Origin of the sequence: Butyrivibrio sp. NC3005 (assembly GCF_000424545.1) — a bacterium.
In the GTDB taxonomy this organism is placed as follows: Bacteria; Bacillota; Clostridia; order Lachnospirales; family Lachnospiraceae; genus Butyrivibrio.
Window position 1 is genome coordinate 1 of sequence record NZ_AUKC01000063.1, and the last position, 16,436, is coordinate 16,436.

General features: G+C 37.1%; 11 protein-coding genes and 1 riboswitch. Of the genes, 6 read left to right on the top strand and 5 right to left on the bottom strand.

What is annotated here, in order from left to right:
* Positions 1 to 466 precede the first annotated feature (466 nt).
* Entirely contained in the window at positions 467 to 2,128 is a 1,662-nt protein-coding gene (gene clpX / locus G634_RS19360) for an ATP-dependent Clp protease ATP-binding subunit ClpX (RefSeq protein ID WP_081676642.1), read from the top strand.
* Between the two features lie 124 nt (positions 2,129 to 2,252).
* Here the strand turns inward: clpX and arcC are convergent, their stop codons facing one another.
* The 3 genes from arcC to G634_RS0113795 form a co-directional block, all read right to left on the bottom strand.
* Positions 2,253 to 3,188, bottom strand: coding sequence for a carbamate kinase (gene arcC, locus G634_RS0113785; RefSeq protein ID WP_026505772.1), 936 nt, complete (start codon positions 3,186 to 3,188; stop codon positions 2,253 to 2,255).
* A 144-nt stretch (positions 3,189 to 3,332) separates the two neighbouring features.
* On the bottom strand, positions 3,333 to 4,037 hold the full coding sequence (locus G634_RS0113790; RefSeq protein ID WP_026505773.1) for a DUF975 family protein: 705 nt from the start codon (positions 4,035 to 4,037) through the stop codon (positions 3,333 to 3,335).
* Between the two features lie 14 nt (positions 4,038 to 4,051).
* Positions 4,052 to 4,402: a hypothetical protein gene (locus G634_RS0113795; protein ID WP_026505774.1), complete on the bottom strand. Its 351-nt coding sequence runs from the start codon at positions 4,400 to 4,402 to the stop codon at positions 4,052 to 4,054.
* Between the two features lie 247 nt (positions 4,403 to 4,649).
* Here G634_RS0113795 and G634_RS21650 point away from each other — a divergent pair, with 247 nt between their 5' ends.
* A complete protein-coding gene (locus G634_RS21650; RefSeq protein WP_256379378.1) occupies positions 4,650 to 5,018 on the top strand; it encodes a VTC domain-containing protein in 369 nt (122 codons plus the stop codon).
* Here the strand turns inward: G634_RS21650 and G634_RS19365 are convergent.
* Both G634_RS19365 and G634_RS0113810 read right to left on the bottom strand, forming a co-directional pair.
* Positions 5,015 to 6,355: a sensor histidine kinase gene (locus G634_RS19365; protein WP_051234028.1), complete on the bottom strand. Its 1,341-nt coding sequence runs from the start codon at positions 6,353 to 6,355 to the stop codon at positions 5,015 to 5,017. The genes G634_RS21650 and G634_RS19365 overlap by 4 nt on opposite strands.
* Before the next feature lie 29 nt (positions 6,356 to 6,384).
* Positions 6,385 to 6,621: a winged helix-turn-helix domain-containing protein gene (locus tag G634_RS0113810; RefSeq protein WP_305803621.1), complete on the bottom strand. Its 237-nt coding sequence runs from the start codon at positions 6,619 to 6,621 to the stop codon at positions 6,385 to 6,387.
* Positions 6,622 to 6,734: 113 nt separating this feature from the next.
* Between G634_RS0113810 and G634_RS0113815 the strand changes: the two genes are divergently transcribed.
* The 4 genes from G634_RS0113815 to pfkA all read left to right on the top strand — a co-directional run bounded on the left by G634_RS0113815 (position 6,735) and on the right by pfkA (position 16,236).
* On the top strand, positions 6,735 to 9,143 hold the full coding sequence (locus G634_RS0113815; protein WP_026505777.1) for a Tex family protein: 2,409 nt from the start codon (positions 6,735 to 6,737) through the stop codon (positions 9,141 to 9,143).
* 653 nt (positions 9,144 to 9,796) lie between these two features.
* Positions 9,797 to 9,890: riboswitch (SAM riboswitch) on the top strand.
* A gap of 127 nt (positions 9,891 to 10,017) precedes the next feature.
* A complete protein-coding gene (metK, locus tag G634_RS0113820) occupies positions 10,018 to 11,211 on the top strand; it encodes a methionine adenosyltransferase (protein WP_026505778.1) in 1,194 nt (397 codons plus the stop codon).
* 175 nt (positions 11,212 to 11,386) lie between these two features.
* Positions 11,387 to 14,881, top strand: a complete 3,495-nt coding sequence (locus tag G634_RS0113825; protein ID WP_026505779.1) for a DNA polymerase III subunit alpha — start codon at positions 11,387 to 11,389, stop codon at positions 14,879 to 14,881.
* Between the two features lie 386 nt (positions 14,882 to 15,267).
* Positions 15,268 to 16,236, top strand: coding sequence for a 6-phosphofructokinase (gene pfkA / locus G634_RS0113830; protein ID WP_026505780.1), 969 nt, complete (start codon positions 15,268 to 15,270; stop codon positions 16,234 to 16,236).
* Positions 16,237 to 16,436: the final 200 nt, after the last annotated feature.

Genomic DNA, 16,436 nt, shown 5'->3' on the forward strand with positions numbered 1-16,436 from the left:
AGCATCAAAACGGACTACATAAATCAAAAACCTATAATTTATTGTTCTGGATACTTAGTAGATTAGTTTTACTGGCTTGTAATATTTCATGAGCAGAACTGTTTATAAACGTTGGTACTTATGCGCTGTTTTTTAGCGCATTACGTACCACTACGTTTATAATCAAGCGAAAGCGTGTCTGCGACGAAATATACAAACAGTAAAACGGACTATATAAAAACAATAAAGTATGACTTCTTGCTGAGATTTAGGATAATCATCAGCAAGAATCCTGCTTTGCAGGACAAAATTTGTCTTAACGACAAATTTTGGTCTGATACGGTTTTTGATTTTCCTGATGAAAACAAAAACCTATGACTTCTTGCTTATAAGTATTTTTTATGAATTGTTTACTTGTCGAAAAGCCGACTATATCATATACTCTTTATTGGATATTTTTGTTTGTTTATTTAGAGGGAGCAATTTAATGTTTGATGACAAGAATAAATTTGGCGATGACATAAGTGGTGCAGAAAAAGGTAATGTGCAGGATTTTCGTGAAGTTGATAATGGCTATGTAGCCAAGACTAAAGAAGAGGAATTGAAAAATTCCTTGTCAGATTCTGGCGATGACAAGGCTAATACTCAAACTGAAAATACTGCTGGTGCAACATCTGATAATAAAGACACTTCGGGCAATGAAAATGGCGAGAAGGATTATGAAGATGTATGCTTTATCTGCAGAAGACCTGAGTCAAAAGCAGGACGAATGTATAAACTTCCTAACAATATTTGTATCTGCGAGGATTGTATGCATAGAACAATGGATACAGTGAGCAGATTCGATTATGAGAATCTTTTAAGTAATCCTCAGCTTATGGATGAACTTAATAAGAATTCTGGAATGCCTAAGTTTGGATTCTTGAATATGTCTGATATGTTCAAGAATAATAAAAACGGCAATTCTAATCAGGGCGGAATTCCTAATTCACAGAAGATTAAGCGTTCCAAGAAAGATGATAAGCCTCTTATAGATATAAAGAATCTTCCGGCGCCTCACAAGATCAAGGCTCAGCTTGATGATTATGTAATAGGTCAGGATCAGGCTAAGAAGGTTTTGTCTGTTGCTGTTTATAACCATTATAAGCGTGTTGCAACAGGTACTATGGATGAAATCGAAATTGAGAAATCCAATATTCTTATGATAGGACCTACTGGTAGTGGTAAGACATATCTTGTTAAAACGCTCGCAAAGATTTTGGATGTGCCGCTTGCAATTGCAGATGCTACATCACTTACTGAGGCTGGCTATATCGGTGATGATATCGAAAGTGTTATTTCAAAGCTTCTTGCAGCAGCAGGAAATGATGTTAAAAAGGCAGAGCAAGGTATTGTATTTATCGATGAAATAGATAAGATTGCCAAGAAAAAGAGTACTACAGCACGTGATGTTAGTGGTGAATCAGTTCAGCAAGGTATGCTTAAACTTCTTGAAGGATCCAATGTTGAAGTTCCAGTTGGAGCTAATTCCAAGAATGCTATGGTTCCGCTTACTACTGTTAATACTCAGAATATTTTGTTTATTTGCGGTGGTGCGTTCCCTGATTTACAGGATATTATCAAAAACCGCCTTAATAAGAGCTCTTCAATTGGATTTACTGGTGAGCTTAAGGATAAATATGATGATGACCCAGATATTCTTTCACATGTTAATACAGAAGATTTGAGAAAATTTGGTATGATACCTGAGTTTTTGGGACGTCTCCCTATCGTATGCACACTTCAGAGTCTTACTAAAGATGCACTTATCACTATTATGACTAAGCCCAAGAATGCAATTTTGAAGCAGTATCAGAAACTTCTTGCACTTGATGAAGTATCATTGAATTTCGATGATAGTGCACTTGAAGCTATTGCAGAGAAGGCTATTGATAAAAATACTGGAGCTAGAGCGCTTCGTTCTATCATAGAAGAGTTTATGCTCGATATTATGTATGAAGTGCCAAAAGATGAGAATATCGGTCGTGTTACACTTACAAGAGAGTATATTGAAGGTAAAGGCGGTCCGAGAATTGAGATTAGGACTGAAACAGCAGCTGCCAAGGTAGAACAAAAAGAAGAAAAAGAAACAGAAAAGACAGAAGAGTAAAATAAAAAAGTGGATGTAATAAATGAGGAATCATTTTTACATCCACTTTTTATGTGCTAAGAATGTTTTTGTGACGTTTAGCTTATCAGTAAATTTGATATATTTTATAAGACCTGTAAGTGTTTTAATATGTAATGATTGTACCTGCTTTTTTCTTTAATGCGTCTTTAACTCTGTCAATCGATGTAATGAGTACAGATCCTTTTGGATTGGCCTCTAGGAAAGTAACTGCAGCCTCTATCTTAGGAAGCATATTTCCTTCGCCAAATTCTTTCTTTTCTATATATTCTTTTGCCTGATCTAAAGTGAGTTTTTCGATTGGTTTTTGCTCATCTTTTCCGAAACTCTCATATACACAAGGAACAGAAGTAAGGATTATAAGTGTCTCTGCGTTAAGGTCAGCGGCAAGCTTTCCAGCAATGGAGTCTTTCTCGATTACAGCAGAAGCGCCCTTTAAATTGTGATCCTGATCAAGAACAGGAATTCCACCGCCTCCGCAGGCGATAACTTCCTGACCGGCATCAGACAAAAGTTTAATTGCATCGAGTTCTACTATATGAAGCGGCTTTGGTGCTGCAACGATACGCAGGAACCCCTTGCCAGGAACTTCTTTGACGAAATTTCCTTTTTTAATTTCATTATCGGCATCTTCTCTGTTCATATAACGGCCGATGGATTTTGTCGGAGAATAGAAAGCTTCATCGTAAGGATCAACAGTAACCTGTGTAAGAATAGTTGAAACGGTTCTCTCGATTCCGCGCTTGGAAAGTTCACTTTTCAAGGAACTCTGAAGATCATAGCCTACATAACCCTGGCTCATAGCGCTGCAAACGCTCATAGGCGCTGCAGTATAATCGATATAGATTCGATGAAGCTCTGTCATTGCTTTGTGAATCATACTAACCTGCGGGCCGTTTGAATGGGTAATTGTGAGCTGATATCCAGCTTCAACCAAGTCTGCAAGAGCTTTGGAAGTTCTTGCAACAGCATCTTTCTGCTGGGCAGTTGTATATCCGAGAGCTTCATGTCCAAGTGACACGACGGCTTTTTTATTTTCCATAGAAATTCTCCTCCGTTAATCAAAAAATGCATTATTGTCTTATTGCTTATTTTGTAGCAGACAATAATAGATTATTACCTTCTAGCATTATAGCATAAGAAAAATGTTTTTGAACACTTATTCAAATGGCGGCAGCCTAAAGAATTATGCGTTATCATCATGTGATGAAATAAGTTCCCTGTAAAAATGCGCCTGAGAAGCCCGTATGTAGCAGAAAACCCATAACAAAGGAATAAACATAGTGATTACGCCGAGTATAAGGAAAGGAATAAAACTCAGCATAAGCTTTATATATTTAAATACGTTTCCCTTCATAAGGAAAATACTACTGTTTATAAGCTGTTTCACAGAACGCTCTGGAAAATCATGCATCAGGAAAAAAACCTGTGACAAATAAATGTTTACAGTAAGAGCTAATATCAAAATGATAATGGAACTTATACACCAAATATTAAAGTGCTGCTTCATAAGTTCGTTTTTATTTTCCCATAATAGAATAGGAATGGAGGAAACAAATGAAGTGACTGCGAAAACCAATTGGAGCATTATGGCTTTGTTTTGATTAAATGTAAAACCATAGAAAAGATCACTTAATTGTAGCGGGTTTTCATAGACAAGGTTCATGTACATATAGGTTCTTCCAGAAATAAGGAGACCTGAAAGTAAATTTATTATAAAAGATGCGATAAGAAATAAAACGGCACTGCTGAATTCTAAGTTGACCATAAGTTTGGCTACATAGATAAGTGTGGATTCGACTATGATAGCAGAAATAAGAACACCATAATTGCCCCATAGGCGACTTCTTGAAAAATCTTTTATTTTTTTTGAATTAAGATTATTGTTCATTTTGTTATCCTTTATCATTGTATAGAACTTTGGAGACTTTTTTGAAGCTGTTCAAGTAACTCATTGAAAGAAATCTTACCATTTACATATTGCGGATACAGGGATAAGAAATCTGTCTGTGTTACCAGCATGTACCAGTTTGCAAAAAGAATAACACCAGAGATTGCAAGACTAATAAAGCCGGCAACAAGCCCTGCTTTGGCACTAGGCGGAAACGAACCATCGCTTCCTCTTGAAAGCAGTGCAAGAGTTATTGAAATTCCACTTAGAACAAGCGGAATAACAGGAATTTGACACATAAGAATAGAAGCTGCGCCAAGCCATATGGATACTTTTGCCATGTTATATCTAGGATTATCGTACATTTTGTTCTCCATTTTCCTTTTTTAATTGCTAATTATTCATATTATTTAAGTCGTGAATAAAAAATGATATTCATGCAGGCATGTAATCACTTTGAATTATGACTTTATATCATATTAATTATAGTCTATATACAATTTACGGTCAAAACAGTTATTGGATTTCTTAGGTAATTTTTAGTTTCGCTTTGTAAGAGATTTTTATCAAAAGAAAACGAGAAAAGGAGTGCTTTTATAGAGATTTCATGAAATAGATTATTTCAAATCTTTTTATAAGGGGCTGCGTCCTATGATGGCTATTTCCTATGACCGTATCGCATTAAAGGGAATAAAAGATGATCAGCTTAGGATAACTTTTGATGAAAATATAAAATGGAGAACAGATCATCTGGATCTTAAATACGGAAATGATGGAACAGGACAAGATATTACTAGTATTTTCTTTGCCATGACAGTAGGTCTTGCAACAGGAATGGGAAGCCTATATAGACTTGCCTATGCTGTTACAATGAGAAATGAAGCATCTACGAAAGCTATGATAGATAAGATGCGCCAGAGAAATGGAAATCTGGAAATTTCCTGTTCCAGACCGGTTGCTGTAGAAGGCGGAATTCTTTAAGTGTTTTTTGCGGGCAGTTTTACAACAAATCTGATAATGTTATCTCCGTCTTTTTTGGCAACGATTGTTCCATTATGAGATGTGGCAATGGCTCTTGCAACTGAAAGACCTATACCATATCCGCCGGTTTCTCTGTTTCTGGATGAGTCTGCTCTATAGAAACGGTCAAATAACCTGTCTAGATTTCCGGAAGGAATATTAGAACAGGTGTTGGAAACTTCGAAGAAAACCCATTTTTTATTGGCTTCTTTAGAGAGAGTAACCGTAACATTGCCGTTTGAAGAAGCATATTTCATAGCATTGTCCAATAAAATATTACATAGATGATGAAGTGCATTTGAGTCTCCCAGGATTTCAATGCCTTCATTTATGTTTGCGGTATATTGATAGTTTTTGCTCTCAGCAATAGAAACAAAAGTGTCTGAGCATTCTTTTACAATTTTGCTAAAGTTAGTATTGGAAAAGACAACATGTATATTTTCTTCTTCCATTCTGGATAAGGTTAGCATGTTTTTAATAAGTCCGTTTAGTCTTTTTATCTGGTTTTTGGAACTCTGAGTCCACTGGCTCTTTCCGCTTTCAAGTTCGATAACATCCATGTTGGCAGAGATAACTGCAAGCGGAGTTTTTAATTCATGACCGGCATCTGTAATAAATCTTTTTTGCTTAGCAAGTGATTCAACAACAGGAGCAACCGCTTTTCCTGAAAAAAGATATACTAAAATAAGCATAGTAGTAAGAGCTACTATTCCTATAAGAAGAGTGAAATAAAAAAGTTTATTAGCATTAAAGAAACTGTTGCTGCAGTCAAGGAAAACAATAAGGTAGGAATCATCTTTTTGACGCGTAATAAGATACCTGTAATGATTATCTATATAGCCTCTTTTTTTATTTATTTTTGTGGAAAGTTTTTGTGCGTATTCCTTAGCACTGCTGGAAGAAATTGCGGCTATATGGGTTGTATCGACGTTTGTTATTTCCAAATCTTTTGAAAGGTTAACAACAAAATATCGTGACTGGAAAGGCATTTCGAGATATCTGTTATAAGCTAATCTATTCCAGAATAAAGAAGAGCTTTCTGTAAGAGGCGGCGTCTGAGGAATTGGAGCATTTGAAGTGCTATTATTCATGTTGGCTGAGTCTGGCGGAGGTGGAAGCCTTTTTTGCATATCTGGAAAAATACCGTTATTTTCAGATAAAATATCTAAAACTTCATCTGCATTTTTTTGAATCTGAACGTAATTTGCAATATTAATTATTCCTATTATCATTACTAGTATCAGTAAAAGAGATAACATGGCTGTTATTACAAATTTTTGTCTGAGTTTTTTTACCATAAGCATGTCTCCATTCTTCAGGGAAAAAATTATCCATTGTCTTTTATGTGAAGAGAATATCCAACGCCTCGTGAAGCTTTGATTTCGCAGTTGGATTTAAGGACTGCAAGTTTTTTTCTAATGGAAGAAATGTATACCCAAACTACATTGATATCGGCTTCGCCATCTGCCCATATTTTATCCATAAAGGAATCAACCGAGAATACTCGTGAAGGGTTTTCCATCATCATTTCGAGCATTTGAAAGATCTTTTTCGTCTTCGGCAAGTAGTAGTTTCATACATTAATTCCTTTCAAAACGAGTATCATTTACAAATGTATTTTACCATAAAAAGTGCTATACTTTATTTGTTAAAAATACTTACGGAGGTTGCCTTTTAATGGACATCTTACAGAAAATTACTGAGGAATTGAATGTAAAAAAGTGGCAGGTTGAAGCTGCCGTAAAACTTATAGATGAGGGAAACACAATTCCTTTTATTGCAAGATATCGAAAAGAAGCTACAGGAACACTTAACGATGAACAGCTTCGTACATTAGATGAACGTTTGAAATATCTTCGCTCGCTTGAAGAGAAAAAGCAGAGTGTTATTTCCAGTATCCGTGAACAGGAAAAGCTGACTCCGGAACTAGAGAAACAGATTATAGAAGCGCAGACAGTAGTAGCTGTCGACGATTTGTATGCGCCATATCGTCCTAAGAGACGTACAAGAGCCAGTATGGCTAAAGAAAGAGGATTAGAGCCGCTTGCTGATATTCTTAGAGAACAGAAAATGTCCATGCAGGAGCTTCTTGGTGAAAGTGCCAAATTTGTAAACGATGAAAAGGAAGTTCCAAATATAGAAGCCGCTCTTATGGGGGCAAAGGATATCCTTGCAGAAGAGTTGTCTGATAATGCAGAGGTTAGAACTTATATAAGAGAAGTAACCTTTAAAGAGGGAAAAATTATCACTTCTGCAAAAGATGAAAAGGCAGAAAGTGTATATGAACAGTATTATTCTTATGAAGAACCGGTTGCCAAAATTCTTGGTCATAGAGTTCTTGCTATCAACAGAGGTGAAAAAGAAAAATTCCTTGTTGTGAAGATTCAGGCACCAGTTGAGCAGATAATACGTTTTCTTAATAAGAAGCTTTTAATCAATGAAGTATCCGACCTTGCTCCATTAATTGGGGATATCTGCGAAGACTCATACAACAGACTTATAGCGCCGGCAATCGAGCGTGACATTAGAAATGAACTTACAGAAAAGGCTGAAGATGCTGCTATTTCTGTTTTTGGAAAAAATCTTGAACAGCTTTTAATGCAGCCTCCAATTGCGGGTAAAACTGTACTTGGATGGGATCCGGCTTTTCGTACAGGTTGTAAACTTGCTGTAGTTGATGCAACTGGAAAAGTTCTTGATACTACAGTTATTTTCCCAACTGCACCGCAGAACAAAGTTGCAGAGGCAAAAGAAGTATTAAAGAAGCTTATTAAAAAGTACAATGTTAGTCTGATTTCTGTAGGAAACGGAACAGCATCAAGAGAGTCTGAGCAGGTAATTGTAGAACTTATAAAAGAAGTAGATACTCCGCTTCAGTATGTAATCGTGAATGAGGCAGGAGCATCAGTTTACTCAGCAAGTAAGCTTGCAACGGAAGAGTTTCCAAATTTTGATGTTGGTCAAAGAAGTGCTACATCCATTGCAAGAAGACTTCAAGATCCATTGGCAGAACTGGTAAAGATTGATCCGTGGTCAATTGGAGTAGGTCAGTACCAGCATGATATGAATCAGAAAAAGCTCGGAGAGGCACTTGGAGCAGTTGTAGAAGATTGCGTTAATAAAGTTGGCGTAGATTTGAATACAGCCTCAGCACCTCTTTTGACTTATATTTCTGGTATCAGCAAGACTATTGCCAAGAACATTGTTGATTACAGAGAGCAGAATGGTAAGTTTACTTCCAGACAGCAGCTCTTAAAAGTTGCAAAACTTGGCCCCAAGGCATATGAGCAGTGTGCGGGTTTCCTTAGAATCCATGATGGAGATAACCCTCTTGATGATACATCAGTTCATCCGGAAAGCTATGATGCTACCAGAAAACTTATGGACAGTATGGGATTTTCTATGGATGATGTTAGAGAAGCTCAGAAAAAGGCGGCTCAAAAGGTATCTCCTTCAAATGTTCATAAACAGGCAGCAATTAAACAGCAGGAAGAAAGAAAAGCACAGAAGAATAATCGTCAGGCTAAAAAAGAAAGAGTATTTATCAAAAATACTAATACTGCAATGGGTGCAGCTCTTGCAGCAGCTTTTGGAAACGGATTTGTCAGTGAAAAAGCTTCAAATGATAAAAATGAAAAAAATTCTCTGCAGGCAGAAAATGTAAATGTTAAAGAAACGTCCCCATCAGGTTCGTTGTCTTCTAAAATTACTGACTATGAGAAACTTGCCAGTGAACTTGGAATTGGTGAGATTACATTAAGAGATATCGTAAGTGAGCTTGAAAAGCCATCAAGAGATCCTAGAGAAAGTATGCCAACACCGATTTTAAGAAGCGATGTTATGGATATGAAAGACTTGAAGCCTGGAATGATTCTCAAAGGAACAGTTAGAAATATCGTTGACTTTGGAGCATTTGTAGATATAGGAGTCCATCAGGATGGACTTGTACACATCTCTCAGATTACAGACAGATTCATTAAACATCCGCTCGAAGCTGTAAGCGTAGGAGATATTGTGGACGTTCAAGTTCTCGAAGTCGAGGAAAAGAAACAGAGAATAAGTCTTACTATGAAGATAAAAAAGTAATAATTGGGTGACAAAAATCTATAGGTTTTGATATTAATATAATCCGTTTTACTGTTTGTATATTTCATCGCAGACACGCTTTCGCTTGATTATAAACGTAGTGGTACGTAATGCGCTAAAAAACAGCGCATAAGTACCAACGTTTATAAACAGTTCTGCTCACGAAATATTACAAGCCAGCAAAACTCATCTGTATAATACACAAAACCTAAAGGTTTTTGTTACCATATTAGGGTAAATAAAGATTCGGAAATATAAAAAAAATAGAAAGCACCATCTTTTACGTTAAGATTATTTTTTGGCGAAAAATCTAAGAAAAGGTGGTGCTTTCCATTTTGGGAATATTTTTGAGTGAAACGTTAAAAAAGATCCTATAGTTGTAAGCACGATATTGTCATTGAATTCTATTTCGGTTTTTGTTTTTGAAATTCCATCGGGATATGTCGCGGATAAAATTGGTAGGAAAAGAGTATTACTACTTAGTATAATAATAAATGAAGATTAATTTACGCTGTCTGTCATCATTCATTGGTTGACTTTTTAAAAAAAATAGGATAGAGTATATCTGAATCGTCACTGTTAATTATATTGAAGTGGCGTGTAACTAAGGTTATCGATTGAAGATACCAAATCCAATTACATATATATGATCTCTCTTATTCAGAGTGGTGGAGGTACATAGGACCTGTGAAGCCACGGCAACCCCTTGTTAGGAAGGTGCCAACCTGAGCGAGTTTTGGATCAGATAGTATCAAGTGATGCTATTTCTTTGATTTCGAGCAATAAGAGGATTTGATTATCTGACAGTCAGGTCCGTTTGTATTGCACAAACGGATTTTTCTATGCGCATAATGCGAAGAAAGGAATTATAATAATGGATAAGTTTATTTTTACATCTGAGTCCGTTACAGAAGGACATCCAGATAAAATCTGTGACAACATTTCTGATGCTATTCTTGATGCCTGCATGGCACAGGATCCTATGAGCCGTGTAGCTTGTGAGGCAACAACATGTACAGGTTTCGTACTTGTAACAGGTGAGATTACAACAAAGGCTCACGTTGATTATGCTAAGGTTGTTCGCGATACAGTTTGTGAAATTGGTTACGATGATTCCAAAAAAGGATTTGATGGAAACACATGTGCAGTTATGATCGCACTTGATCAGCAGTCTCCTGATATTGCTATGGGTGTTGATAAGGCACTTGAAGCTAGAGAGAGCAATATGACAGATGAGCAGATCGAAGCAATCGGCGCTGGTGATCAGGGTATGATGTTTGGTTATGCTACAAACGAGACCAAAGAGTATATGCCATACGCTATTTCTCTTGCTCACAAGCTTACAAAGAAGCTTACAGATGTTCGTAAGGATGGTACACTTCCATACCTTCGTGCAGATGGAAAGAGCCAGGTTTCTGTTGAGTATGATGAGAATGGCAAGCCAATCCGTCTTGAAGCTATTGTTATCTCAACTCAGCATGATGAAGCTGTAACTCAGGAGCAGATTCATGAGGATATTCGTAAGTATGTTATTGATGCAGTAGTAGACAGCAGCATGGTTGATGCTAATACTAAGGTTTACATCAATCCTACAGGACGTTTTGTAATCGGAGGACCTCAGGGTGATGCTGGTCTTACAGGACGTAAGATTATCGTTGATACTTACGGCGGAGCTGCTCGTCATGGCGGCGGAGCTTTCTCTGGTAAGGACTGTACAAAGGTTGATAGAAGTGCAGCATATGCAGCTCGTTACGTTGCAAAGAACATCGTAGCAGCAGGTCTTGCTGACAAGGCTGAAATTCAGCTTTCTTATGCTATCGGTGTTGCACAGCCTACATCTGTTCTTGTTGATACATTCGGAACAGGTAAGGTTTCTAACGAGAAGCTTACAGAGGCAGTTCGTAAGGTATTTGATCTTCGTCCAGCTGGAATTATTAAGATGCTCGACCTTCGTCGTCCTATTTACAAGCAGACAGCTGCATACGGACACTTTGGTCGCGACGATCTTAACCTTCCTTGGGAGCAGACAGATAAGGTTGAGGCTCTTAAGGCAGCAGTTAACGAATAATAATAAAAGAGTTAAAGTGTTACTGGTAAAATAATAAAAAGTAACACCAAAGTCATAAAAGGCATATGCCTGTATATTTGACATTTTGACTTTATAACTTTGACCAATATGAGGGCAGATGGTTGCTATGGCGGCTATCTGCCCTCTGTTTACAATTTTTTTAGTGGAGAAATATATGGCATTTACACACTTACATGTACATACTGAATACAGTCTTTTGGATAGCTCTAATAAGATAAAAGAGTATGTAGCGCGCCTTAAAGAGTTGGGCATGGATTCAGGAGCTATAACTGACCATGGTGTCATGTACGGTGTGATAGATTTTTATAAAGAAGCCAGAGCAAATGGAATAAAGCCTATTATTGGATGCGAAGTATATGTGGCGCCGGGATCTAGATTCGACAAGAATGTCAGCGGAGGCGAAGAACGTTATCATCACTTAATACTCCTTGCAGAGAATAATGAAGGCTATCAGAATCTATCACATATTGTCAGTAAAGGTTTCACGGAAGGATATTATTACAAGCCAAGAGTCGATATAGAACTACTTAGACAGTATCATAATGGCCTTATCTGCCTGTCAGCCTGTCTTGCGGGTGCTATTCCGTCAGCAATTACGGCTAACGATTATGAGAAAGCCTGTCAGATAGCAAGAGAATATGATGAAATATTTGGTCATGGAAATTTCTTTTTGGAACTGCAGGATCATGGAATTCCGGAACAGGCTACAGTTAATAATGCACTTCTTAGAATGAGTAGTGAACTTGGTATAGAACTGGTTGCAACCAATGATTGTCATTATACCAAAAAAGAAGATGCGAAGGCACATGATGTTCTTTTGTGTATTCAGACTCAGAAAAAAATAACTGATACAGACAGAATGCGTTATGAATTTGGTCAGTATTACGTTAAGAGTGAAGAAGAGATGCGGGCTCTTTTCCCTTACGCAGAGCAGGCTGTAGATAATACTGCCAAAATTGCAGAAAGATGCAATGTTGAAATAGAATTTGGAGTTACAAAACTTCCGCATTATGAAGTCCCTGAAGGCTATGATTCATGGTCATATTTAAATGAACTTTGCGTAAATGGGTTAAAAGAACGTTTTCCTGATAATTATGACGAGCTTAAAGAAAGACTTTTCTACGAGCTTGGCGTTATAAAGAAAATGGGATATGTTGATTACTTTCTCATAGTATGGGATTACATAAATTGGGCAAAGAAAAATGGAATTTCTGTAGGACCGGGAAGAGGTTCGGCAGCAGGTTCTCTTGTTTCTTATTGCATGAAAATAACCAACATAGATCCTATAAAATACGATCTTCTTTTCGAAAGATTCCTTAATCCGGAAAGAGTATCTATGCCTGATATAGACGTGGATTTTGAATATACAAGAAGACAGGAAGTTATAGATTATGTTACGAGAAAATATGGCGCAGACAAGGTTGTACAGATAATTACATTTGGAACAATGGCGGCAAAGGGTGTCATCCGCGATGTGGCACGAGTTATGAATCTTCCTTACAGCTATGCAGATGCGCTTGCGAAAATGGTTCCAAATGAGCTTAATATAACTCTTGATAAGGCGCTTTCTCTTAATCCTGAATTTAAAAAAGAATATGAAGAAAACGATGAAACTCATCAACTAATAGATATCTGCAGGCAGCTTGAAGGTCTTCCAAGACATACATCAATGCATGCAGCAGGCGTGGTTATCTGTTCAGAAAAAGCAGAAGACCTTGTACCGTTATCTAGAAATGCAGATGGAATTATCACAACGCAGTTTACCATGACTACAATAGAAGAGCTTGGACTTTTGAAAATGGACTTTCTGGGTCTTAGAACTCTCACAGTAATAAAAGATGCGGTCAATATCGCCAATAGAATAAATAATGCACATGAAAATGATGAGAATTTTATCGATATAGATAAAATAGACTATAATGATGCAAACGTTCTTGCGTCTATAGCAACAGGACATGCAGATGGTGTTTTTCAGCTTGAATCAGGTGGAATGCAGTCATTCATGAAAGGATTAAAACCAAAATCATTAGAAGATGTAATAGCCGGAATATCATTATTTAGACCAGGACCTATGGATTTTATTCCGCAATATATTGCGGGAAAACAAGACCAGTCCAGCATAAAATATGATACCAAACTTCTAGAACCAATTCTCGCACCGACCTATGGATGTATAGTTTATCAGGAACAGGTAATGCAAATCGTACAAAAGCTCGGAGGATATACACTTGGACGAGCTGATCTTGTAAGGCGTGCAATGAGTAAGAAGAAGCAGCATGTCATGGAAGAGGAACGAAACAATTTCGTTTACGGAAATCCAAGCGAAAATGTGCCTGGATGTGTTTCGAAAAATATTTCGCCCGAAATTGCAAATAAAATTTTTGATTCCATGATGGATTTTGCTAGTTATGCATTCAACAAATCTCATGCTGCCTGTTATGCGGTTGTAGCTATGCAGACGGCATGGCTTAAATACTATTACAAAGTTGAGTTTATGGCGGCACTTATGACATCAGTTATAGATAATCCGACCAAGGTGGCTTCATATATTCAGGTTTGTCGAAATATGAAAATAGCTATTATGCCTCCGGATATAAACGAAGGTGAAGCTGGATTTTCTGTAAAGAAAATACAGGATGAAAACGGCCAGACTAAAAAGGTGATTCTATATGCGCTAAATGCAATAAAAAGTGTTGGAACCACTGTAATCGATGCAATCGTAGAAGAGCGAAAAAGAGGCGGAAAATTTAGAAATCTGTATGATTTTTTGACTAGAATGAGTGCAGACCATGAACTTAACAAAAGAGCGGTTGAAGCATTTATAAAGGCCGGAGCGCTTGACTGCCTTGGTGGTAATAGAAGACAATTTATGTGCGTTTATATGCAGATGATGGACGGACTTCACAGCAACAAAAATTCAATGGTTGGACAGATGAGTCTGTTTGATATCGTAGATCCGAATGAAAGAGAACAGTTTGAAATAAGCCTTCCTGATATAGATGAGTATGACCGCGCGCTGGTACTGGAATTTGAGAAAGAAGTTTTGGGAATATACGTAAGCGGACACCCTCTTTTGCCTTACGAAGCTTTTATGAAGAAAAGATGTACTGCTTTATCAAGTGATTTCATGGTAGATGGAGAAAATGCAAAGCCAAAAGTAAATGACAGACAAAAAGTTGTAGTGGCAGGAATAATCACAAATAACAGGATTAAATACACCAAAAAAGATCAGGTAATGGCATTTCTTACGCTTGAGGATTTGGTAGGTAATCTGGAAGTTGTGGTTTTCCCGAAAGCCTATGAACAGAATGGATTCAGACTCAAAGAAGATGGGAAAGTTTTCATAGAAGGCTATGTTAAAGTGGAAGATGAGCAGAATGCAAAACTTATCGCAGACAAAGTACTGACCTTTGATGAAGTTCCAAGGACTGTGTGGATTCAGTTTAAGGATATGGATACATTTAATCAGCAGGAACAATTGCTTTTAAATACTATCGAAGGTCATGGAGGACGTGACAGATTAGTAGCTTTTATTAAAGATACTAGACAAATGAAAAAGTATCCAGCCAATATCAGAGTTCATGCAAATGAAGAAATGCTCCAGACACTAGAAGGAATATTTGGAAAAGATAATGTTCAGACAACCTGAAGTAAACTTATCAAAGGTTTATTTTCGTCCGAAATAATAATCAGAGTTTTGAGAAAAAACTGCTGCTTTATACTGAAAAAAGAATGAAAGCAGGTGAATGAAAATAAACGTATAAAGGCTAAATTGTGTATATTTCCAAAAGTTTTTGTTAAAAGTTTTTGGAAAACCTTTTCCGAGAATTTTTTACGAAAAAGTTAAGTGCCATAAAGCCTTTAAATGCTTGAAGTTTTCTTGATTCTCAAAAAGTTTAAACTTTTCTAAATACGTTGCACATCTTAGTAAGATAGGCTAATATATTAGTGATTGTGAAAAATCACGAATGATAAATTTTTATCAATCTTGTATCATATTAGGGTGCGGAGAAATCTGCGAAAGGAAGCGACATTATGGCAAAAGAAATCAAAAAGATAGGTGTACTTACAAGTGGTGGAGATGCACCTGGAATGAACGCAGCTATTCGTGCAGTTGTTCGTAAGGCTATTGCTAACGGAGTTAAGGTTGTAGGTATTAAAAAGGGTTATCAGGGTCTTCTCAATGAGGAATTCGTTGAGATGGATCGTCACTCGGTTTCTGACATTATCCAGCGTGGTGGTACAGTCCTTGGAACAGCAAGATGTCTTGAGTTCAAGACTGAAGAAGGACAGCAAAAAGGTGCCGATATCTGTAAGAAGCATGGTATTGACGGCGTAGTAGTAATCGGCGGTGACGGTTCATATCGAGGAGCCTTGAAACTTTCACAGCATGGAATCAATACAATTGGTCTTCCTGGAACAATTGACCTTGACATAGCATGTACTGATTACACAATTGGATTTGATACAGCTATAAATACAGCAATGGCTGCTATTGATAAGGTACGTGATACATCTTCTTCACATGAAAGATGTAGTATCATTGAGGTTATGGGACGTAATGCCGGATACATTGCATTGTGGTGTACAATTGCAAACGGTGCAGATGATATCCTTATTCCTGAAAAGTATGATTTCAACGAACAGAAAGTTATTGATAATATTATCGATAATCGTAAGCGTGGAAAGACTCATCATATTATTATCAATGCAGAAGGAATTGGACATTCCACATCTATGGCGCGTAGAATCGAGGCTGCTACAGGTATAGAGACAAGAGCTACAATCCTTGGTTACATGCAGCGTGGTGGAAGCCCAACCTGTAAGGATAGAGTATATGCTTCCATGATGGGTGCATATGCAGCAGATATTTTGACAGCAGGTAAGACTAACAGAGTTGTTGGATACCGTGATGGTAAATTCCAGGATTTCGATATGGAAGAAGCTCTTAACATGACAAAGAATATTGATGAGTACATGTACGACATCGCAAGAACAATCTAATCTATTATTGTTTTGTTTACAAAAGTCGGAAATCTTTTGGGAGGTTTCCGGCTTTTTTGTATTATAATGATATGAATAGATGATAGGAAGTTATACTTTGTTGTTTTTATATAGTCCGTTTTACTGTTTGTATATTTCGTCGCAGACACGCTTTCGCTTGATTATAAACGTAGTGGTACGTAATGCGCTAAAAAACAGCG